General features: G+C 68.0%; 22 protein-coding genes. 17 read left to right on the top strand and 5 right to left on the bottom strand.

Annotated elements, in window-relative coordinates:
- Window positions 1-55: 55 nt before the first annotated feature.
- The 3 genes from thrC (at window position 56) to ACXMDP_RS08895 (ending at window position 2761) form a co-directional block, all read left to right on the top strand.
- Complete coding sequence (gene thrC, locus ACXMDP_RS08905) at window positions 56-1342, top strand: threonine synthase (RefSeq protein WP_259729396.1); 1287 nt, start codon at window positions 56-58, stop codon at window positions 1340-1342.
- Between the two features lie 59 nt (window positions 1343-1401).
- Window positions 1402-1677: a MoaD/ThiS family protein gene (locus ACXMDP_RS08900; RefSeq protein ID WP_259729397.1), complete on the top strand. Its 276-nt coding sequence runs from the start codon at window positions 1402-1404 to the stop codon at window positions 1675-1677.
- Window positions 1678-1771: 94 nt separating this feature from the next.
- Entirely contained in the window at window positions 1772-2761 is a 990-nt protein-coding gene (locus ACXMDP_RS08895) for a cupin domain-containing protein (RefSeq protein ID WP_259729398.1), read from the top strand.
- Window positions 2762-2810: 49 nt separating this feature from the next.
- Here ACXMDP_RS08895 and ftsH read toward each other — a convergent pair whose 3' ends face one another.
- The gene (ftsH, locus tag ACXMDP_RS08890; protein ID WP_457767217.1) at window positions 2811-4547 is read right to left on the bottom strand and encodes an ATP-dependent zinc metalloprotease FtsH; all 1737 of its coding nucleotides are present in this window, start codon (window positions 4545-4547) and stop codon (window positions 2811-2813) included.
- 453 nt (window positions 4548-5000) lie between these two features.
- Between ftsH and rpmF the strand changes: the two genes are divergently transcribed.
- Window positions 5001-5180: a 50S ribosomal protein L32 gene (gene rpmF / locus ACXMDP_RS08885; protein WP_094510684.1), complete on the top strand. Its 180-nt coding sequence runs from the start codon at window positions 5001-5003 to the stop codon at window positions 5178-5180.
- On the opposite strand, the gene ACXMDP_RS08880 is transcribed toward rpmF, so the two are convergent.
- From ACXMDP_RS08880 to ACXMDP_RS08870, 3 genes are read right to left on the bottom strand one after another with little or no spacing between them, the layout of a single operon-like run.
- Complete coding sequence (locus ACXMDP_RS08880; protein ID WP_259729400.1) at window positions 5141-6253, bottom strand: hypothetical protein; 1113 nt, start codon at window positions 6251-6253, stop codon at window positions 5141-5143. The two genes, rpmF and ACXMDP_RS08880, sit on opposite strands and share 40 nt — an antisense overlap.
- Window positions 6250-6594: a DUF565 domain-containing protein gene (locus ACXMDP_RS08875; RefSeq protein WP_259729401.1), complete on the bottom strand. Its 345-nt coding sequence runs from the start codon at window positions 6592-6594 to the stop codon at window positions 6250-6252. The genes ACXMDP_RS08880 and ACXMDP_RS08875 overlap by 4 nt, the downstream gene beginning before the upstream one ends.
- Entirely contained in the window at window positions 6591-7367 is a 777-nt protein-coding gene (locus tag ACXMDP_RS08870; protein ID WP_259729402.1) for an HAD-IA family hydrolase, read from the bottom strand. Before ACXMDP_RS08870 ends, ACXMDP_RS08875 begins: the two co-directional genes overlap by 4 nt.
- Window positions 7368-7435: 68 nt before the next feature.
- Between ACXMDP_RS08870 and recJ the strand changes: the two genes are divergently transcribed.
- The gene (gene recJ, locus ACXMDP_RS08865; RefSeq protein WP_259729682.1) at window positions 7436-9352 is read left to right on the top strand and encodes a single-stranded-DNA-specific exonuclease RecJ; all 1917 of its coding nucleotides are present in this window, start codon (window positions 7436-7438) and stop codon (window positions 9350-9352) included.
- 88 nt (window positions 9353-9440) lie between these two features.
- On the opposite strand, the gene psb30 is transcribed toward recJ, so the two are convergent.
- Window positions 9441-9548, bottom strand: a complete 108-nt coding sequence (psb30, locus tag ACXMDP_RS08860; protein ID WP_094510689.1) for a photosystem II reaction center protein Ycf12/Psb30 — start codon at window positions 9546-9548, stop codon at window positions 9441-9443.
- A 117-nt stretch (window positions 9549-9665) separates the two neighbouring features.
- Here psb30 and ACXMDP_RS08855 point away from each other — a divergent pair, with 117 nt between their 5' ends.
- From ACXMDP_RS08855 to ACXMDP_RS08800, 12 genes are all read left to right on the top strand, one after another.
- Window positions 9666-10070: a YkgJ family cysteine cluster protein gene (locus ACXMDP_RS08855; RefSeq protein WP_259729403.1), complete on the top strand. Its 405-nt coding sequence runs from the start codon at window positions 9666-9668 to the stop codon at window positions 10068-10070.
- Complete coding sequence (locus ACXMDP_RS08850; RefSeq protein ID WP_259729404.1) at window positions 10067-10477, top strand: TMEM165/GDT1 family protein; 411 nt, start codon at window positions 10067-10069, stop codon at window positions 10475-10477. The genes ACXMDP_RS08855 and ACXMDP_RS08850 overlap by 4 nt, the downstream gene beginning before the upstream one ends.
- Window positions 10478-10794: 317 nt before the next feature.
- Window positions 10795-11079, top strand: a complete 285-nt coding sequence (locus tag ACXMDP_RS08845) for a TMEM165/GDT1 family protein (RefSeq protein ID WP_255099363.1) — start codon at window positions 10795-10797, stop codon at window positions 11077-11079.
- Between the two features lie 105 nt (window positions 11080-11184).
- On the top strand, window positions 11185-13530 hold the full coding sequence (locus tag ACXMDP_RS08840) for an RNB domain-containing ribonuclease (RefSeq protein ID WP_259729405.1): 2346 nt from the start codon (window positions 11185-11187) through the stop codon (window positions 13528-13530).
- Between the two features lie 3 nt (window positions 13531-13533).
- Complete coding sequence (locus tag ACXMDP_RS08835; RefSeq protein WP_094510694.1) at window positions 13534-14157, top strand: flavin prenyltransferase UbiX; 624 nt, start codon at window positions 13534-13536, stop codon at window positions 14155-14157.
- Window positions 14158-14165: 8 nt separating this feature from the next.
- Window positions 14166-14687: a hypothetical protein gene (locus ACXMDP_RS08830; RefSeq protein WP_457766725.1), complete on the top strand. Its 522-nt coding sequence runs from the start codon at window positions 14166-14168 to the stop codon at window positions 14685-14687.
- A 59-nt stretch (window positions 14688-14746) separates the two neighbouring features.
- Complete coding sequence (locus ACXMDP_RS08825) at window positions 14747-15229, top strand: DUF2996 domain-containing protein (protein ID WP_399232934.1); 483 nt, start codon at window positions 14747-14749, stop codon at window positions 15227-15229.
- Between the two features lie 159 nt (window positions 15230-15388).
- A complete protein-coding gene (acsF, locus tag ACXMDP_RS08820) occupies window positions 15389-16480 on the top strand; it encodes a magnesium-protoporphyrin IX monomethyl ester (oxidative) cyclase (RefSeq protein WP_094510695.1) in 1092 nt (363 codons plus the stop codon).
- 142 nt (window positions 16481-16622) lie between these two features.
- The gene (locus tag ACXMDP_RS08815; RefSeq protein ID WP_399232936.1) at window positions 16623-18059 is read left to right on the top strand and encodes a TldD/PmbA family protein; all 1437 of its coding nucleotides are present in this window, start codon (window positions 16623-16625) and stop codon (window positions 18057-18059) included.
- Window positions 18060-18061: 2 nt separating this feature from the next.
- Window positions 18062-19444 (top strand): TldD/PmbA family protein, encoded by a 1383-nt coding sequence (locus ACXMDP_RS08810; protein WP_259729407.1) that lies wholly within the window; start codon window positions 18062-18064, stop codon window positions 19442-19444.
- 39 nt (window positions 19445-19483) lie between these two features.
- The gene (gene fmt / locus ACXMDP_RS08805) at window positions 19484-20542 is read left to right on the top strand and encodes a methionyl-tRNA formyltransferase (RefSeq protein WP_259729408.1); all 1059 of its coding nucleotides are present in this window, start codon (window positions 19484-19486) and stop codon (window positions 20540-20542) included.
- A 100-nt stretch (window positions 20543-20642) separates the two neighbouring features.
- Entirely contained in the window at window positions 20643-21434 is a 792-nt protein-coding gene (locus ACXMDP_RS08800; protein ID WP_259729409.1) for an SPFH domain-containing protein, read from the top strand.

The raw sequence follows: 21434 nt of genomic DNA, 5'->3' as shown, positions 1-21434 counted from the left end.
TTCCGTGCCTTCTGCTCATCGCTGCTAGCTTTCGATTCAACGCTGCAGTGAGCCTGTGACGGCCACCCTCTCTCGTGCCACCTTCACGGGGCTGCGCTGCAAGGAATGCGGCCACCCCTACGACGCCGGAGCCCGCCACGTCTGCGAAGACGTCTGTTTCGGGCCTCTGGAAGTCGTCTACGACTACGACGCCATCCGCGCCCGGGTCACCCGGGCCACGATCGAAGCCGGCCCGGCCTCCATCTGGCGCTACCGCGAATTTCTGCCCGTGCAGGGCGATCCCATTGATGTGGGCACCGGGTTCACCCCCCTGGTGCGGGCCAACCGTCTGGCCCGGCGCCTCGGCCTCAAGAGCCTCTACATCAAGAACGACGGCGTCAACATGCCCACCCTGTCCTTCAAGGACCGGGTGGTGTCGGTGGCCCTCACCCGCGCCCGCGAGCTCGGCTTCACCACGGTGAGCTGCGCCAGCACCGGCAACCTGGCCAACTCCACAGCTGCCATCGCTGCCCATGCGGGCCTTGAGTGCTGCGTCTTCATCCCCGCCGATCTGGAGCTCGGCAAGGTGCTCGGCACCTTGATCTACAACCCCACCCTGATGGCGGTGAAGGGCAACTACGACCAGGTCAACAGGCTGTGTTCGGAAGTGGCCAACACCTACGGCTGGGGCTTCGTGAACATCAACCTGCGCCCCTACTACTCAGAAGGTTCCAAAACCCTCGGCTACGAGGTGATCGAGCAGCTGGGCTGGCAACTGCCCGACCACATCGTGGCGCCGCTGGCTTCCGGTTCCCTGTTCACCAAGATCCGCAAGGGCTTCGACGAATTCATCAAAGTCGGCCTCGTCGATGAAAAGCCGGTGCGCTTCAGCGGCGCCCAGGCCGAGGGCTGCTCACCAATCGCCCAGGCCTTCGATGCGGGCCGTGATTTCATCACCCCCGTCAAGCCCGACACCATCGCCAAATCAATCGCCATCGGCAACCCTGCCGATGGCCCCTACGCCCTCGACATCGCCCGCCGCACGGGCGGCACCATCGCCTCCGTCACCGACGAGGAGATCGTGGCCGGCATCCAGTTGCTGGCCGAAACCGAGGGCGTGTTCACCGAAACGGCCGGCGGTACCACCATCGCCGTGCTCAAGAAACTCGCCGAGCAGGGCAAGATCGACCCCGAAGAAACCACAGTCGCCTACATCACCGGCAACGGCCTCAAAACCCTTGAGGCCGTCAGCGGGGTTGTCGGCGAGCCCCACACGATCGAACCCCAGCTCAGCAGCTTCAATGCCGCCTGGGAGCGGGCCCAATCCCTGCATCGCGCCACCTGGGAGCCGATGGGGGTCTGAACCCAGCCCACCGGGATTCCCGGCGATTTCCTTCCTTCCTTCCCCCTTGCCCAAGTCCCATGGCGATTCAGGTCCTGATTCCCACTCCGCTGCAGAAGTACACCGCCGATCAGGCCAGCGTGCAACTGGAAGCCTCCAGCGTGGATGCCCTTCTGCAGGAGCTCGACAGTCAGTTCCCCGGCATCAAGGCACGTCTCACCGATGAGCAGGGCAAGCTGCGTCGCTTCCTGAACGTCTACGTGAACAGCGAAGACATCCGCTTCCTCGATAACCAGGCGACCCCCTTGAGCGATGGCGATGAAGTGAGCATCGTGCCGGCCGTGGCCGGTGGCTGAGGCCGGCAGCAGGCCAAAGGGTGTCATCGGCGGCCACCCCCCGGCTCCAGGCTTGCGTCAATAGGCTCACCGATATCACCAAGCGGCTGGATCCATGACCCAGACCAAGCCACCAACCGCCACCTCGCCGAGCAGCTCCAGCCGGCCTTCCGCAGCACCTGCAAGCAGCCCAAGCCCCACCGCCCAGCTGTTCGACTATCGCCAGGCAGCCAACCCTATCCGCCACGGGCTGACCGAACCGATCCCGGACCATCGCTGGGGCCCTGAACTGCACGCCAGCGGTCCGACGGCCGTGCTGTCCCTTGATCTGAGCGCGGCTCTCGGCTGCAGCGGCCCGGCTACCAGTCCGGCCCTCTCCGCCAACTTCATTCGTCTGCTGGCCGGGGAGTCGATCGAGGCCAGCGCCAACGCCACCAGCCTCCTGTTTTACGTGCTCCGCGGTGAAGGCCGCTGCCACCGGCAGGGCAACGCCATCGCTCCGGCCTTCAGCCAGAGCTGGAGTGAGGGCGATCTGTTCGTGCTGCCGGCCGGAGCCACGCCGCAGCTGGAGGCCACGGCTGAGAGCGTTCTCTACTGGGTGCACGACGCCCCTCTGCTCCGCTATCTGGGTGTGAGCCCCGATCAGGCGCGCTTTGAGGCCACGTTCTACCCGGGCAGCTGGCTGCGCCAGGAGCTGGCTCTGCTGGCAGCCGACCCCAGCAGCGCCCGCAGCAACCGGCTGAGCCTGCTGCTGGCCAATACCGCCCTGCCTGCCAGCCGCACGGTCACCCATACCCTCTGGGCCATGTACGGCATGGTGCCGGCCGGAGCCGTCCAGCCACCGCACCGGCATCAGTCGGTAGCGCTTGATCTGGTGATCGACTGCGATCCCGGTTGCGCCACCCTCTCGGGCAGCGAGCTCAATGCCGACGGCACCATCCGCAACCCTGTGCGCATGGAGTGGGAACCCGGTGCCGCCTTCGTGACCCCGCCAGGGCAGTGGCATTCCCACGTGAACGAAAGCGGCCGCACTGCCCTGTTGCTGCCCATTCAGGACGCCGGCCTGCACACCTACCTGCGCAGCCTCGACATCCGTTTCACCTGATCAACCTGTGCTGGGTGGGGTGCCGAAACCCCCCACCTGCGCAGCCCGCTCAGGCCGCGGGGGTGGGCGTAAGCGCCCTCTGGGTGGTGGCCATGAGGTTGGCTTCATAGCGGTCCACGATGGCCCGGAAGTCATCGCCGCTCAGGGTTTCCCGCTCGATCAGCAGCTCCACCAGATCATCAAGCAGGTCACGGCGTGGCTCCAGCTCGGCGACAGCCCGGTCGAGCGCCTCCTGGGAGAGTGCGCGCACCTGAGCATCAATGCGGCGGCCGGTGGTTTCGGCGTAGCTGGGCCGCGTCTGGATCAGATCGCGACCAAGAAACACTTCAGCGGCATCACCTTCAAGTGCGACCGGCCCCAGCGGTGAAAAGCCGTAGCGGGTGACCATCTCGCGGCAGATGCGGGTGGCCATCTGCAGGTCGCCGGAAGCACCCTGGGTGATTTCGCTGGGGCCGAACACCACCAGCTCAGCGGCGCGACCGCCCATCACGACCACCAGCCGGGCCTGCAGATACGCGCGGCTGATCAGCCCGGAATCAATGATGTCCTCATCCGGCATGGTGCGGGCAAAGCCGCCGACGCCGCCGGCCCGCGGCAGCAGGGTCACCTTGTCGAGGCGATCCGCGTGGGGAATGAGGGTGGTGAGCAGGGCGTGCCCCACTTCGTGGTACGCGATCAGGCGCTTCTTGGCGCTGTCGAGCAGGGGAGCCACGGCCAGGCCCATGGTGATGCGCTCCAGGGCATCGCTGAGCGCCTGGTCATCGATGCTGGCTTTCTGGCGGCGTGCGGTGAGGATGGCCGCCTCATTGAGCAGGTTGGCCAGATCCGCCCCGGAGAATCCAGGCGTGCGGGCGGCCCAGGTGGCCATTGACACCTCGTCTGAGAGGGGCCTGCTGCGGGCATGCACAGCCAGGATCGCTTCGCGGCCGCGCCGGTCGGGCAGATCCACGCTGATCTGGCGATCAAAGCGACCGGGCCGGGTGAGGGCCACATCCAGAACATCCGGCCGGTTGGTGGCCGCCAGCAGGATCACGCCGGAGTTTTCCTCGAAGCCATCCATTTCGGTGAGCAGCTGATTGAGGGTCTGCTCCCGTTCGTCGTTGCCACCGCCGATGCCCGCTCCACGCTGGCGCCCCACGGCATCAACTTCATCAATGAAGATGATGCAGGGAGCCTTTTCCTTGGCGCGGCGGAACAGGTCGCGGACCCGGCTGGCGCCCACGCCCACGAACAACTCCACGAACTCCGAGGCCGCCATCGAGAAGAAGGGCACACCCGCCTCGCCGGCGATCGCCTTGGCAAGGAGGGTTTTGCCGGTGCCAGGCGGGCCCACCAGCAGAACACCGCGCGGAATCTTGGCGCCGATGGAGGTGAAGCGCTCGGGCTGGCGCAGGAAGCTCACCACCTCCTGCAGTTCTTCCTTGGCCTCGTTGATGCCCGCCACATCCTCGAAGCGCACCGACACCGTGCCTTCGGGCTGGAGGCGCGGCTGGCTGCGCCCGAAGCCGATCGCCTTGTTGGCCACCTGGGAGGAGCGGCGGATCAGCAGCGTCAGGCCGCCCACCAGCATCACCACCAGCAGCACATTGACCACCAGGCCAGCGGTGGCATCTTCCTGGCGATCATCACGGACGCTGAGCGGCACCTTGGCCTGTTCGGCGGTGCTGAGCAGCAGGGTGTCGTTGGCGAACACCGGCACCCGCGCTTTGCTGCCATCGGCCATGGTGACCAGGGCTTCCCGCTGGCGCAGCGACAGCTCCACCTCCTTCACCTGGCCGGCCCGCATCAGGGCCAGCAGCTCGCTGTAGGTAGGGGCCGGAGCCTGCTGCACGCCAAAATTGCCGAAGAGGCCAGGGCGAGACTCGGCTGCAGCCGGAGGCAGGGCTGCGGGCGTCGCTTGACCGGGAGCCTGTTCTTGAGCTGCTTTCTCCGTAGGGGTCGGCTCTGCAGTGGAACGTTCTGAGGCGGAGCCTTCTGTGGCGGCCTGCTCAGCGTCGGGCTGTGTTGGAGGGGTCTGGTTGCCGGGAGTAGGACTGGTGCTGGTGGCGGCTGGCCTCGATTCAACGGCAGGAGCCGCTGTGGGATCTGGGGCAACCGACAGGGCAGCGGTGGACCCGCTGGACCAGAGCGGATGCACAGGAGGCGCGCTGCTCACGGGGATTTGCTTCTCCATGGAGCTTAGCGATTTGACGAAAGGCAGGCCGGCAGCGGAAAGTAGTTGTTTGGCAGTAGGTAGGGAATGGCTGTTCCCAAGAAGAAAACGTCCAAAGGCAAGCGCAATCAGCGCCACGCGCACTGGAAAGCCAAAGCTGGCGTTGCCGCCAGCAAGGCGCTCTCCCTCGGCAAAGCCGTGCTCAGCGGCCGGGCTCAGGGCTTCGTCTATCCGATCGACGACAGCGCCGAAACCGAAGAGAGCTGAGGACCTGCCAGGCGGGCCTGCTCACCGGTGCCCATCCAACGGAAGCGGCGCCGGCTGTCCAGTAGTCCCACCGCTTCCACAACCTGCTCATGGCCTGGGTCGGTGCACCAGACCAAGGGATCCTGGTAAAGGGCTGGTGGGAGAGAACACAGGCTGGCCCGCACAATCCTTTCCAGGTCGGCCCCACGCAACGCTATGGCTGCCGGGAGTGGACCTTCTGTGGAGCTTCTGAAAGCGGAAGCGCTGATCCCGGCGTCCCCACCCATTGAGCCGCCCAGGCGGCGCTGGCGCGCTTCAGCCTGAAAGCGCCAGCGGCGTGGCCAGCTCCAGTCGAGCGGTCGCAGCACCCACAGCCCATCCAGTTGCGCCCACACCGGCGCGTAGGGCAACAGCGCAGCGTCCCAATGCGGCAGCCAGGCCTGTTCCTCGGGCGTCAACCCCAGTGTCGTCCCATCCGCCAGCCGCTCCAGCCGCCCCGCCAGTGCTGCCGGGCCAATCGCACGGCAACCGATCATCCAGCCCTCCAGCAGCACCACATCGGCCTGCTGGGCGCTCCAACCGCTGCGATCACCACGCCCTTGCCGCAGGCGTTTATCGAAGCGGGGCCAACGCAGGATCCCTTCCTGGCGCCAGCGTGTGAGCTGGTGGGCGAGCAGGTCCGCGTCATGGCTGCCAGGAGGAACCCGGTCGACACCAAAGGGATTGCCTGCCATGCGGCTGATGCGCTTCTGCCAGGGCCAGTAGAAATCGTCGATCGAGAGGCTGCTCAGGCTGAGGCCCAGCTCCGGTGCCAAGGCGCTCAGCCAGGCACCGAGGCTGGATTTGCCGGCCCCCACCGGGGCGTTGAGGCCGATCAGCAGGCGCTTGCCCTTGGCCACCTCGCGCTGGCAGCGGGTCAGCAGCGGTAACACCAGCGCCCAGCGCGGATCAGGCGGAATGGACAGGGCGTCGGGATGCTGCCGCCAGCGCTCCTGCCAGGCCACAGCATCCGCCACCCCACAGGCCTGGAGCAGGCAGCGATAGGGAGCCTCAGGCCAGAGCGGGGAGAAGGCAGGGTCCAGTGGCAGCGTCACGAGCCCAGCTTGAACGCCTCCGCCACCACGGCATAGACGAACCCGAGGCGCAGGTGGTCGCAGATCACCCAGGCCAGGGTGGGTTCACCGCGCACCTGATGGCTGCGCACGCGCACCAGCACTTCGAGGAGCACCACCAGCAGAAGCACCACCACTGGCCGTTGTCCGATGGTGACCAGGAAATAGGAGGTGAGGTTGTTGCCGGCGAAATACCCGGCCAGCAGGGCGATCAACGACAGGCTGCGGCGTCGCCACGTGCCACGCACCCCTTGCAGCAGAGCAGAGGCACTGCGATCGAGCAGGTGCTGAAAGCGGGTGGCCTGAACCGGCGGGGTGCTCATGACGGAACGGCCAGCTGCTCGAGGTAGGAGAGCGTGATCAGGCCGTCAGGGCAAGCAGGGCCCTGCAGCACTGAGACAGGAGAGCCGCCCTCACCCAACTGGCTCACGATGGCGGCAGCCCCCTCAAACACAGCGAGCGGTTCCCGGCGGGTGGCTTCGCTGAGGGTCACCAGGGTGCGCAGACCAGCGGCCGTGGCGGCCCGGGTGCCGTTGCTGGAGTCCTCAATCGCCACTACCGCCGCCGCCGGCATCGCCAACTGGTGGAGGGCAAGGGTATACGCATCGGGCGCGGGTTTCAGGGCGGCCACGTCGTCGCCGCACACAAGAAACGCGAAGGCAGCAGCCGCGCCAGGCAGCAGGCGCTCGATCAGCGCCTGGGCAGAGAGACGGGCGCTGGTGGTGACCACCGCCTGACTAAGGCCGGCGCTGGCGGCGGCCGTGATCAGCCGCTCGACGCCCGGGCGCAGCCGGATCGCCCCTGCCGCCATCAGGGCTGTGTAGTGGTGTTGCTTGCGGCGCACCAGCGCATCCAGCAAAGCGGGATCGGGGGGCTCAGGCCCCTGGTCGCTGAGAAAGACGCGCAACCGCTCCCGGCCGCCACTGATCGCCAGCAACTGGATGTAGGTGGCCGGATCCCAGTGCCAGGGGAGGCCTTCCTCCGCAAACGCCAGGTTGAAGGCCGGGCGATGACCGTCCAGCTCCGTTTCCGCCAGCGTGCCGTCCACGTCCCAAAGCAGGGCGCCAAGGGAAGGATTGAAAGGAGCGTCATCCATGCACGGAGGGTAGGCAAAGGCACATGAACAGCCAGCACACAGAATGCGAGTGCCGCCTCGACGATGGCCTGTTGTCCCGCTTGCCCGAGCAACGCTGGCAGTTGCCGGCGCCCCTACCGGCCCCGGAGGCCAGTGGCCCGGCAGCCAGGGATGCCGCTACGGCGCTGGCCGCCCTGGGCCTGCCGCCCGAACTGCTGGCCGTGCTGCGCCGGCGGGGCTTTGACAGTGCGGCGGCGATCACCGCCTTGCTGGACCCCCCCGCCGCCCCCGATCCTCAGCAGCATTTCCAGGACCTGGGCGTGGCGGTGGAGCGCCTGGCGCTGGCCTGTGGGCGAAGCGAAGCCGTGGCGATCTGCGGCGACTACGACGCTGACGGCATGACCAGCACGGCCCTGCTTGTGGGCGTGCTGGAGAGGCTGGGCGCCCGGCCGGTGGCGGCGATTCCCAGCCGTCAGGACGATGGCTATGGCCTCAACACGGCGATGGTGGAGCGCCTGGCCGGCGACGGCATCCGCCTGCTGGTGACGGTGGACAACGGCATCGCCGCCGCGGACGCCCTGAACCGGGCTCTGCAGCTGCAGGTGAACGTGATCCTCACCGATCACCACACCATTCCGCCGGAGCCACCGCCTTACCTGGCGCTGCTGCATCCCGCCCGCACCCCCGAAGCCTCGCCCTACCGAGGCCTGGCCGGAGTGGGGCTTGCCTACGTGCTGGCGGTGGCGCTGGCGGAGCGGTTGAAGCGCGCGGATGCCACCGGCATGGCGCTCGACCTGTTCTGCATCGGCACCATCGCGGACATGGCGCCCTTGCACGGGGTGAACCGCCGCTGGCTTCAGGACGGCCTGTGCCGCTTGCAGGGCTCCGCGCTGCCGGGACTGCAGGCCCTGCAGCGGCTGGCTGGACTCGGGGAGCGACCGCTGGATGCCATGGCGGTGGCCTTTCAGATCGCGCCGCGGATCAATGCCGTCGGCCGGCTCGGGGATCCCCAGCTGGTGGTCGACCTGCTGACCACCGCAGATCTGGAGTGCGCCATGGACCTGGCGCAGCAGTGCGAGGCGCTCAACCGGCAGCGCCGCGATCTCTGCGATGCCATCGAAGCGGAGGCGGTGGCACTGGTGGAAGCCGACGGTCCCGAGCGCAGCCCTTTTCTGCTGCTGGCCCAGAGCCATTGGCACCACGGTGTGATCGGCGTGGTGGCGGCCCGGTTGGTGGAGCGCTTCGGTGCGCCGGTGGCCCTGCTGGCCGGCGAGGGCAATGGGCTGCTGCGGGCTTCGGTGCGGGCGCCCAAGGGATTTGCGGTGGATGCGGCGCTGCGGGCCTGCCACGACCTGCTTGAACGTCACGGCGGCCACCCCGCCGCCGGTGGTTTCACAGTGCGGGCCGAAAACGTCGCGGCTCTTCACGACGCACTCAGCGCCATCGCCAGCACCAATGCCACCCCCCTGGGCGGCGGACTGCCGGTGGAGCCGGAAGCACGGCTGGCGCTCGATCGCATCGACAGGTCCTTCTGGCTCTGCCTGCAGCGGCTGGAGCCGTTCGGTGCCGGCCATGAAACGCCTGTGTTCTGGAGCCAGCAGTGCCGCGTGGTGGAGCAGCGCAGCCTGCGGGGCGGCCATCTGCAGCTGGTGCTGGAGCAGAACGGCATCCGGCAGCGAGCGATCGCCTGGCGCTGGCAAGGGGAAGGAGCGGTGCCGGCCGTGGTGGATGTGGCCTTTCGCCTGCGGCTCAACCATTGGCAGGGCGAGGAGCGCCTGCAGCTGGAAGTGGTGGGCCTGCGCGAGAGCGGTGCGGGTGAGGTGATGCTGCAGCGCCGCCAGCGCGCCTACTGGTGCCGGGTGGAGGCGGAGGAGCTGCGTATCCGCAATGCCTCAGGCGAAGAAATGGGCATCCCCCTGCACGAAACGAACGTCCAAGGGGAGCGCCACCCCTACCTGCAGGGGCTGATTGATGAAGCGACCCTGGCCCTGGGCCTGGTGGCCTGAAGGGTGCGTGGGCACAACTAAGGAGCCTGCGCTGGACGCCGTGTCAGCGCAAGGGGTGCAGGCTCAGAGGGCGCCGCGCCGGTAGAACTCAGAGCGCGCCGCGCCGATAGAAAAGGATGAAGATCACGGCCGGGCCGGCCAGGGTGATCAGAGCCAGGGCGAGGAAGTTGGCGATCAGATGGAAATCAATACCCATGGTCCGAAAGCTCGCAAGGAAAGCGCTCTGCGTGGCAGCCTAAGGGTCGTGGTGACGGGCATCCCGGTGGCGACCATGCCACTGTGACGGCTTGTCACAGCAACGCGGGGTGGCCTGATGGTCTGCGGAACCCACTGGAGCTGCATCTCCGGATGTGGAGCGTGCTGTCGCCTTGATCCCGAGGAACGGAGCGAGGCCCTTGAAGCGCTCAATCCCCGGCAACGGGAGACCTATGTGTCGATGGTGGGCGCGGACGGCTGGTGCCGCCATTTCGACACCGGCTCCCGCCGCTGCAGGATCTACGCCGAGCGGCCGGATTTCTGCCAGGTGAGCCAGCTGGCCGGCCTGTTCGGAGTGCCCGCGGCGGAAAGCGAGGCCTTCGCGATCCGCTGCTGTCAGCAGCAGATCCGCAGTGAATTCGGTGGGCGCAGCAGGGAGCTGCGCCGCTTTGAACGGGCCACCCGCCGGGCACCGGCGCCGCTGAACGACCAACCTGGTTCCGTTGCCTCCTGCCCTTCATGAGCGCCACCAACGACCCCGGCACCGGGCCAGCCGCAGATCCTGCGCCCCTGCCGGCCAATGAGCCGGACACAGGCGGAGCCGTCCTGCCGGCCTCGTTTGTGAGCATCCTGCTCACGACCTTCACCACGGTGTTTCTGGCGGAACTGGGCGACAAAACCCAGCTGGCCGCCCTGTTGTTATCCGCCCAGTCCGGACGCCCTGGGGTGGTGTTCCTGGGTGCGGCGCTGGCGCTGATCTGCTCCAGCCTGGTGGGGGTGCTTCTCGGCCGCTGGCTGGCCACGGTGCTCCCGCCGCAACGCCTCGAACTGATCGCCGGGCTGCTGATGGTGGCGCTCGGCCTTTGGCTGGGCGTCCAAGCGGCGATTCAACTGCTGCAGCTCCCCGCAGCCGCCGTGCTGCTTCCTTGATCAAGCCTGCCTGGATTGATCCCCCTCGCCCGGCTTGATCATCGCTCCCTGACGCGGATCTTCCCTTGGCTGGATCCACTCTTGGGTTGATCCAGGCTTGAGTGACCATCTCCTTGGTTGTTCGTGACACGGATTCCGTTTGCTCAGATGGAGAGTCCCCCCTTGATCGAGCGTTCGCCGTTGGTCCCGCGATCTCCTTAGATCTCAAGATGTCGTTTGATCGCTCAATGCCTTTTGATCAGGCGACCCGATAGATCGAACACTCCCCCTGACCAAGCCGCTGTAATTCCGGTCCTCCCGTCCACCGCCTCAATCCGATGCAACTTCCGCTGCTGGCCTCCACCTTTCTCACGGTGTTCGTGGCCGAACTCGGTGACAAAACCCAGCTCACGATCGTGACGATCAGCGGCACCTCCAGCAACACTCTGGCGGTGTTTCTCGGCAGCGCCGGTGCGCTGGTGCTGGCCAGCCTGCTAGGGGCCCTGGCCGGGGGGTCTCTCTCCTCGCTGATCCCGCCGGCCGCCCTGCAGCTGGCCGCCTCGCTCGGCTTTCTGGTGATCGGCAGCCGCCTGCTGATCCGGGTGCGGCAGGAGGCTTCGTAAAGTCTTTGCTAAGACGCCAGTTCCCGGGGGCTCCGCTGCACGCCCCGGGAACCGCCATCTCTATCCCCGTTCCTGGCTCCAACCCTGTCTCTCCCCGCTGCTCCGATGAAGTTTTCGGTCGCTGACCTGCTCGACCACCTGCCCGAATCCGATGTTCTGCCGGTCGAGCAGCTTGAGAAGGCACTGGGTCTGAGCCTCACGCCCGACAAGCAACACCTCCGCATCGCCCTTGCAGGCCTTGAAAAAGTGGGGCTGCTCGAGGCGAACGAGGCGGGCATCTCGCGTCGCGCCGACGACAGCCTGATCGAGGCCCGGCTGCGCTGTTCCAGCAAGGGGTTCTGCTTCGCCCTGCGCGAAGACGGAGGCGATGACATCTACATCCGCGACCACCAGCTCAATCACGCCTGGAACGGCGACCGCGTGCTGGTGCGGATCACGCGGGAGGGAGGGCGCCGTCGCTCCCCGGAAGGCGGGGTGCAATGCATCCTCGAGCGGGCCACTGCCAGCCTGCTGGCTCAGGTGGAGCAACAGGACGACCGGCTGGTGGCCGTGCCCCTCGACGACCGGCTGCTGACCACCGTGGCCCTGCCAGCAGACGATGCGGTCTACCTCGACCCCGCGGCCGAATCGGTGGTGGAGGTGCGGCTCGATCGCTACCCGGTGGCCCAGTTCCCTCCCCAGGGCCATGTGGCCCGGCGTCTGCCGATCAAAGGGGGCGAGGAGGCAGACCTGGATCTGCTGCTCACCAAGCATGGCCTGCGCGAACGGGCCAGCGCCCCCCGCGCCAGCCTGCGCAGCCCCAACGACAAGGGCCGCACCGATCTCACCGGCCTGCCCACCCTGCTGCTGCGGCCCTGGCAGGGAGCGGAGGCGCCGGAACTCCCGGCCCTCTCCCTGGAGGAAAGCGACGAAGGCCTGCGGGTCTGGATCCACAGCCCCGCCGTGGCCGAGCGGATCACGCCCGGCAGCGCCACCGACCAGTGGCTGCGCCAGCAGAGTTCGGCCTACTGCCTCGGCAAGCGCTGGTTGCCGCTGCTGAGCCCGGCGCTCGCCAAAGCCACCGCCTTCCGGACCGGCGAATCCGCCGCCGCCGTATCGGTGGCCCTGACGATCACGCCGGAAGGGCAGCTGAGTCACTACCGCTTCGCCCTCACCACCATCCGCCCCGACGCCGAGGTGGACGCCGCTGCCCTGGAGGCCCTGGCGGACCGCAAGCCGAAGGCCCGCACGGTGCCCGCCTCGCTCAAGGCGCTCAAAACCGTTCTGCCCGACCTGGAACGCCTGATGGCGGTGGGTCGTGGGCTGCAGGAGCAGCGGCTGGCGGCCGGCTCGGTCGATCTCGATCTGCCCTTCCCCCCGCTGGAGGTGCTCGGTGATCTGCGCACACCCGAACCCGATGAGTGCCACCGCGGCTGGATGATCGCCCTGCCCCCCACCCAGCCGCTGGCCCTGCTGCGGGAAGTGGTGCTGCTGGCGGGCCGCGCCCTGGGTCATCACCTGCAGGCACTGCAGCTGCCGGCTCTGTTCGCGGTGCAGGCGGCGCCCGATCCGGCGGAAATCAACGAAGTGGCCAAGGCCGCCCTGGCCCTCGATGTCCCCCTTGACCTGGACGACGAGGGCAATGCCCCCGCTCCCGGCGTGCTGGCCACGATCTTCGCCGCCAGCGAACGCCGCCGCGGCTTGCAGCACCAGCTCAGCGAGGTACTCAGGCCCGTGCAGATCAGCCTGGAGCCGGGGCCCAACCTGCTCGCCGGCGAAACACAGGCCTACGCCCCCTGGTGCCTGGCCACCTCCTCCTACGCCGATCTGTGGAACCAGCAGGTGCTTGTGCTGCTGCTCACCGAGGGCAAGGATCGCCCCAGCGTGCGCCATAAAACCCGGGTCGACCTGGCCTCCGATGCCTGCCACGGCCAGATCGACTGGCCGCTGCTGCCGCCGAGCCAGATGGCCGAGCTGCAGCAATCCCGCAGCGTGTCCCTGCTGCAGCGCCTCAATGGCCGGGCCCGCTTCGTCGCCGACCTCCAGGGCGACCTGCTGGCGATGGCCCAGGCCCGCGCCGCCGAACCCCTGGTGGGCGAGACACTCACCGGTGTGATCAGCGGCGTGCAGAGCTACGGCTTCTTCGTGGAAATCCCTCCGTCCCTGGTGGAAGGGCTGGTGCACGTGAGCTCGCTCAAGGACGACTGGTACGAATACCGCTCCCGCCAGAACCGGCTGGTGGGGCGCAAGAACCGCCGCACCTACATGCTGGGGGACGCCGTTGAGGTGACCATCCTCAAGGTGGACGCCCTGCGCCATCAGATCGATCTGGCAGCGATCCTGCCGGACGACGACGGCAGCGGCAGTGAGCTGGGCGGTGCAGGCCACTTCAGCGGTGATACCGGCGCTGAAGATGGCGCGGGCCCCGACGGTCAGGACGGCATCGACACCGAGACCGACACGGAGGCCTGAGCGATGGACCCGGTGGTTCTGGCGGTCTCCGGCGCGTCCGCCATGCCGCTGGCGGAGCGGGCCCTGCAGCTGCTGCTGCAGGCGGGCCAGCCCGTGGAGCTGATCGTGAGCCGCGGCGCCATCACCGTCTGGCTGGCGGAGCAGGGCCTGCGCATTCCCGTCGAGCCTGAGGCCCAGACGGCGTTCTGGCTGCAGCGCACGGGCTGTGCCGATGGGCCACTGCGCTGTCATCGCTGGAACGATCAGACGGCGGCGATCGCCAGCGGCAGCTTCCGCACCCGCGGCATGGTGATCCTGCCGGCCAGCATGGGCACGGTCGGACGGATCAGCAGCGGTGTCGCGCTGGACCTGGTGGAGCGGGTCGCCGATGTGCACCTCAAGGAGGGCCGGCCACTCGTGATCGCACCGCGGGAGATGCCATGGAACCTGGTGCACCTGCGCAACCTCACCCAGCTGGCGGAGGCCGGTGCCCGCATCGCTCCGCCGATTCCCGCCTGGTACCAGCAGCCCCGCTCCCTGGAGGACATGGTCGATTTCCTGGTGATCCGGGTGTTCGATTCGCTGGGGTTCGAGCTCGGTGAGCTGCGCCGGTGGCAGGGTCCGGTCGAGCTGGCGCTCCCCACCTGAGACCCGCCGTGCTGCAACGCCTGCTGCTGCTGCCACTGCTCGCCCCGTTGCTGGCAGTGCTGCTGGTGGGTGCCTTAAACCCGCGGCCAGCCACCAGCCTGCGGCTGCTGATCTGGACCTCCCCGGCACTGCCGATCGGTCTGTGGATCGCCGCAGCGGCCGGTGGTGGCGCCGCGCTGAGCGCGGGTGCCACGGCGCTGGCGCTCAAGGGTCAGTCCCGGGTCGTCGTTCAGCGGCAACGCAGGGGTCTGGAGCCGCCAGCCCAGCAGGAACCCTGGGACATGCCCCGCAGCGAGCCGTCGCGGCGCCGCGACGCACCCGTTGAGGGGTCCGGGCGCGGGCGTCCGTTTGAAGCAGCAGCGGCCGGCCCTGTTCGCGCCGCTGGAGACCCTGCCCCCACCGTGGCCGTCCCGTTTCGGGTGATCCGCCGCGCTGATCCAGGAATGGGCGCTGCCGGAGCTTCTGCTGCAGCCACCGCAGAAGATGCCGCTGCGGATGGCTGGGAGGCGCCACCAAGCGACGACTGGTGAACCAGCCGGACGGCACCGCCCCTAAAGTTCCCAGACCTGAACGCCAGATCCCCGTGCCGGTGAGCGAACCCAACGGAGCCGCCCCCACGCCATCTGCCGTGGGAGCCGCGGATTCCACGCCCGCGGGCGAGGCAACTCCGGCGCCCGCCGCGGAGAAGCAGGCCGCCAAAGCCAAGCCCCCGGCAGTGGAGGACAAGCCATTTGCCGAGTTCGTGCCGGAGATCTTCCTGCCGGCACTGGCCAAGGAAATGCAGGCCTACGGCGGGCCCTCGCCGGAGCTGAGCTTTGAGCAGGCGCCGATGCCCGTTGTGGGTAGCGACTGCTGGGTGGTGAAAGGGTGCATGCCCCGGGGCCGGCGGTTCTGGCTGTGTTTCACCACCACCGACATCCACGGCCCCAAAACCTTCAGCCTGGCCGAATCCGGTAGCGAACCCACCTTGCTGGAGTCGTTCCTGATCGATGAACGCAAAGCCACCCTGCCGCTGCTGGTGTCCCGGGTGGTGTCACGGCTCAACGGGCAGAAGTGGCTCGGGCCCAACTGAGGCCAGCGCACCGGGGTTGGCCGGCACCTCAAGCACGCCGCCCCATTGGAGACACAGCGTTGAGCCTCTATCACGGCTCGATCTGTTGGAGCGTCACAACTGGGCCCCTTCGGCTCGGATGGCCCTTACGATGCCTGCATTGCCTGCCTCGACGCCAGAATGGTGCCTCCCACCGCCGCACCCAGCGCTCCCGTCGCCGCTTCGAACGACCACGCACCGGCCTTCAAGGATCCGGTCAAGGACACGATCCTCACCCCGCGGTTCTACACCACTGATTTCGACGCCATGGCGGCGATGGATCTGCGGCCCAACGAAGTGGAGCTGGAGGCGATCTGCGAAGAGTTCCGCAAGGACTACAACCGCCACCACTTCGTTCGTAACGGCGAATTCGACGGCGCCGCCGACAAGCTCGATCCCGACACCCGCCGTGTGTTCGTCGAGTTTCTCGAGCAGAGCTGCACGTCGGAGTTTTCCGGCTTCCTGCTCTACAAGGAGCTGAGCCGCCGCATCAAAGCCAAGAACCCGCTTCTGGCCGAATGCTTCGCCCACATGGCCAGAGATGAGGCCCGCCATGCCGGCTTCCTCAACAAGGCCATGGGCGACTTCGGGCTCCAGCTCGATCTGGGCTTTCTCACAGCCAGTAAGTCATACACCTTCTTCAAGCCCAAGTTCATCTTCTACGCCACCTACCTCTCGGAGAAGATCGGCTACTGGCGCTACATCGCCATCTACCGCCACCTCGAGAAGAACCCTGACAGCAAGATCTTCCCGATCTTCAACTTCTTCGAAAACTGGTGCCAGGACGAAAATCGCCATGGCGACTTCTTCGACGCTCTGATGAAGGCCCAGCCGGACACCGTGCGTGGCCTGCAGGCGCGCCTTTGGTGCCGTTTCTTCCTGCTGGCGGTTTTTGCCACCATGTACGTGCGTGACGTGGCCCGCAAGGAGTTTTACGAAGCCCTTGGCCTTGATGCCCGCGCCTACGACAAGTACGTGATCGCCAAGACCAACGAAACCTCCGCCCGGGTGTTCCCCGTGGTGCTCAACGTGGAGCACCCACGTTTCTATGAGCGGCTGGAGCGGATCGTGGGCAACAACCAGGCCCTCAGCGCCGCCGATGCCTCCGCGGCCATCGCTCCGCTCAAGGTGCTGCGCAAGCTGCCCTTCTGGGCCGCCAACGGCCTCGAAATGGCGAAGCTGTTCTTCATGGCTCCGATTCGCAGCGAGGCCTTCCAGCCCGCTGTGCGCTGATCCTCAGCCGTTTGAAGTGCCTGGCCAGGGGCCTACCCAACCCAGCAAATCTCGGGGGGGTTCCCTGGCAGCGAAGCTCCTGAGGCATCCCGTGCCTGCGGCCTCGCCGTTAGCCTGAGCCACCAAGATCAGACCGACTTCCTTGGTTGCTTCCACTGCTCGCCCCTTGCTGGCGCTCGAAGGTTTTGACCTCAGCTGGCGTCAACGCCTGGAGCCGTTGCTGGCTGCAGGACGCGCCGCTGGAGCCAGCCTGGTGGAGGTGTTCCTGGAGAGCACTGACCACATCGGCTTGCTGGCTGCGCAGGACCGCATCACCAGCGTGAGCCCTGCTTTCGGCCGCGGCGCCGGTGTGCGCGTGTTCCGCGGCGAGCGCGATGGCTTCGTCTCCACCAACGACCTCAGCGAGCGGGGCCTGATGCTGGCGCTGGAGCAGGCCCTGGGCATGCTGGGCCTCACGGTCAACAGCAACGGCATCAGCGGCTTCGACGGGCTGCCCGACCTGCGCGACTACGCCCTCGCCAAGGGCGACTGGCTGGTTGCCTGCCCGACCCTGGCGGAAAGCACCGACCGGCTGCTGGAGGGCACCGCCCTGCTGGAGCAGCACGGCCAGCACCTGCAGGCACGCCGCGGCAGCTACGCCCGCGACTGGCAGGAGGTGATGGTGGCCGCCAGCGATGGCACCTTCGCCCGCGACATCCGGCTGCACCAGTCGGTGGGGCTCACGGCCCTGGCCGCCGACGGGGAGCACCGGGCCAGCCAGGGCCGCCGTTATGGCAGCACCGACCGCCCGGACGATCTGCGCCAGTGGGATGCCCAGACGGCCGCCCTCGATCTGTGTGCCAGCACCCAGGCCATGCTGCATGCCGAGTATGTGGAAGCGGGCACCTACCCGGTGGTGCTTGCCAACCGCTTCGGCGGTGTGATCTTCCACGAGGCCTGCGGCCACCTGCTGGAAACCACCCAGGTGGAGCGGGGCACCACCCCCTTTGCCGATCGAATCGATGCTCCGATCGCCCACAGCGCCGTGACGGCGATCGACGAGGGGCTCAGCGACGGCGCCTTCGGCAGCCTGTCAATGGACGATGAGGGCATGGCGCCCCAACGCACGGTGCTGATCGAGAACGGGGTGCTCAAGCGTTTCCTCTCCGACCGCGCCGGTGAACTGCGCACCGGCCACCCCCGCACCGGCAGCGGCCGGCGCCAGAGCCACGCCTTCGCGGCCGCCAGCCGCATGCGCAACACCTACATCGCCGCCGGGCCGCACACCCCGGAGCAGCTGATCGAATCGGTCGATCGGGGCTTGTACTGCAAATCGATGGGTGGCGGCAGCGTGGGCCCCACTGGCCAGTTCAACTTTGCGGTGGAGGAGGGCTATCTGATCGAGAACGGTCGCCTCGGCAAGCCCGTCAAAGGAGCCACCTTGATCGGTGAAGCCAAAGAGGTGATGCCCCGGCTCTCGATGTGCGCCAATGATCTGGAGCTGGCAGCCGGCTTCTGCGGTTCGGTGAGCGGCAGCATCTTCGTCACCGTGGGGCAGCCGCACATCAAGGTGGATGCCATCACCGTGGGAGGCCGCTGATCATGAGCACCACCACAGCGGGAACCACCTTGGGCCTCGACGCCCACGCCCTCAGTGAGCAGCTCAGCGGCCTGGCCCAGGGCCTGGGCATCGAGCGCTGGGATCTGGGCGCCGCCTGCAGCACCGACACCTCCGTGCAGGTGGACCGCGGCGAAGCCAAGCAGCTCAAGGGGGCCCAGCGCAGCGCCATCACCGTGAGGGTCTGGAACGGGGATGGCCTCGTGGGCATCACCAGCACCTCCGACCTCTCCCCCGCCGGCCTGGCCCGTGCCCTCAGCGGTGCCCGCGATGCCAGCGCCTACGGCAACGCCGACGACATCCCGGCCTTCTCGCCGCTGGCCACGGCCCCGCTCGAACCGCTTGATCAGCCACTGGTGGAGCCGCGCGGCATCCTCGAGCTGCTGGACACCCTTCGGGAAGCGGAGCGCGACCTGCTCGGCCGCCATGCCGCCATCACCACCGTTCCTTACAACGGCCTGGCCCAGCGCAGCAGCGAGCGCCTTTACCTCAACAGTGCCGGCGCCTGCCGCGAGCAGAAGCTCACCACCGCCAGCCTTTACCTCTATGCCCGCGGTGAAGAGGAGGGCCGCAAACCCCGCAGCAGCGGCGCCGTGCGCCTGGCCTACGGCCTGCAGCAGCTGGATGTGGCCGGCTGCATCGCTGAAGCGGCCGAACGCACCATCGCCCATCTCGATTACGCACCGATCCAGACAGGGCATTACACCTGCATCTTTTCGCCGGAAGCCTTCCTCGACCTGATCGGCGCCTTCAGCAGCCTGTTCAATGCCCGGGCCGTGCTCGACGGCGTCAGCCTCAGCAACCGCGACGCGATCGGCAGCACCCTGGCGGTGCCGTTTCTCTCCATCCACGACAACGGCCTGCATCCCGGCAATGTGGGCGCCTCGAACTTCGATGGCGAAGGCACACCCGTGCGGCGCCTGGCCCTGGTGGAAGGGGGCGTGCTGCGCCACTTCCTGCATTCCGAAGCCACGGCGCGCGCCTTCGGGGTGGAGCCCACCGGCCATGCGGGCCTGGGCGCCAAGGTGTCGGTGGGGCCGCATTGGTTCGAGGTAGGGCCAAGCGCCGGTTGCTCCGGCGGCGCCAGCGGCCTGGATCGCCACACTGCCGACGGCGTGGTGTGGATCGATTCGCTCTCGGCACTGCACGCCGGTGTGAAGGCGAGCCAGGGATCGTTCTCACTGCCGTTTGATGGCTGGCTGATCCGCAACGGCGAAGCGCGCTCGATCGAAGCGGCCACCGTGGCCGGTGACATCCGGGCTGTGCTCAAGGGCATCCTCGGCTTTGAAGGGGAGGCCAAGCTCACCCCCGATGGCCTCTGCCCGCACGTGTGGGTGGAAGGCCTGTCCGTGACCGGCGACGCCTGAACGGCACCGGCCCCGTTTGATCCACCCGCCCACGTCCCTGTGAAGATCCTGTTCTGGGGCACGCCGGCCTACGCCGTGCCCAGCCTTGAGGCGTTGGTGGCTGCCGGCCACACGGTCGTGGGGGTGGTCAGCCAGCCCGACCGGCGACGTGGCCGGGGGGCGGCGGCCCAGCCGTCGGCGGTGAAGGCCCGGGCCCTGGAGCTGGGGCTGCCGGTGTTCACGCCCACCCGCATCCGCCGCGAACCAGAGGTGCAGCAGCAGCTGGCGGCCCTCGGCGCCGACCTTTCGGTGGTGGTGGCCTTCGGCCAGTTGCTGCCGCCCGAGGTGCTGCAGCAACCGCCACTGGGCTGCTGGAACGGCCACGGTTCCCTGCTGCCCCGCTGGCGCGGGGCCGGGCCGATCCAGTGGTGCCTGATGGAAGGCGACGCGGAGACGGGGGTGGGGATCATGGCGATGGAAGCCGGCCTCGACACGGGTCCGGTGCTGCTGGAAGGTCGTCTGCCGATTGGCCAGCTCGAGAACGCCCAGCAGTTGGCTGCCCGGCTCAGTGCGCTCACCGCCACCCTGCTGGTGGAAGCGATGCCGAGGATCGAGGCCGCCGGACCTGGTCCCGAACCGGAGCGCTGGCAGCGGCTGGGGCTGCGGCCGCAGAGCGACGACGGCGTGCGCTTGGCGCGGTTGTTGTGCAAGGAGGACTTCGCGGTGGATTGGAGCCGTTCAGCGCTGGAGATCCACCGCCAGGTGATGGGCTTGTACCCCGGCGCCACCACCACGCTGGCGGGCAAGCGGCTCAAGCTGCTCGCCACCGAGCCGCTGGTGGCCAGGCTGGCGGAGCAACTGAGCGCCGACGTCCGGGCGCTGGCCACCGGCGTGGCTGAGCAGCAAGGGAGACCCGGTGAGGTGCTGGCTCTGCTGCCAGGCGTGGGGCTGGTGCTGGGCACCGGCGGCTGCCCGCTGCTGCTGCGCAGTGCCCAGCTGGAGGGCAAGCAGGCGGCCAGCGGCCAGCCCCTGCTCCAGCAGCTGGGCCTGCAAGCGGGTGACCGGCTGGGTGAGAAGGGGGCAGGGTCTGCTCCAGAGGGGACGCTCGGCGGGAGCTGAGCGCGGTTCCGCTGGTGCTCAGGAAAGGCGCCTTTCGATCTGGTGCTCAGGCCGGGCGTCTTTCCATACAGTGACGCCACGAGCGGACAGGACAGGCGCGATGGAGGGAGCCGGAGCGGCGGTGAATGCGCAGGAACCGGCAGCAGCGATGGAGAACGGGGGCCGCAACGATCCGCTGCTGTGGGCCCTGGATCATGCGCAGGCACCTTTGCGGGTAGGCACCTGGCTGAAGGTGGAGGCCGATCAGGCCGCGGTGTTCGCCGTGGGGAATCAGCTGGCCGATGTGCTCCTCACGGGCCGCCATCAGCTGCGGCGCCAGTCGCTGCCGAAGCTGGCGGGGTTGATCGACCTGCCGGGGCAGGAAGGCAGCTTCTTCAATGCCCAGATCCACGTGGTGGACCTGCGCCCCTTCACGGCCCTGCCCTGGGGTGAGAGACGTGTGCAGCCGATGGTCGCCACTGCGCTCCGTCCGGTGGCTCCCTCGCCGGAGACCTTCAGCGCCTCCGGGCTCTGCGCGATCCAGTGCCTGGACCCGCTGCTGGTGCTACGTACCGTGGGCGCCCGCCAGCTGATCGAGGGCCCGTCACGGCCGGCTGCACCGGTGACTGAGCTGCTGGCCCCGCACCTGCCTGGCATCTCCAGCCAGCTGCGGCAGGTGATCCGCGATGGTGCCCTTGGCCCAGCGCGGGAGGAGCCATCTCTGGCCATGCTGGCCAGCGACACAGGGGAGAGGTGCCGCAGCAGCTTTGCAGCTGTCGGACTGGCGCTCAGCGATGTGAGCATCGAGAGCCTCACCCTGCCGGCACGGAAGCCGAGCGGAGAACTGCCGGCCTCGTTGGAAGCACTGATGAGCCTGTTCCGGCCGGCACCACCGCCACCACCACCGGCCTGA

The sequence above is a fragment of the Cyanobium sp. ULC065 genome (assembly GCF_977927515.1).
Note: the sequence above shows the minus strand (reverse complement) of the source record. Positions and strands in the feature narration are given on the sequence as shown.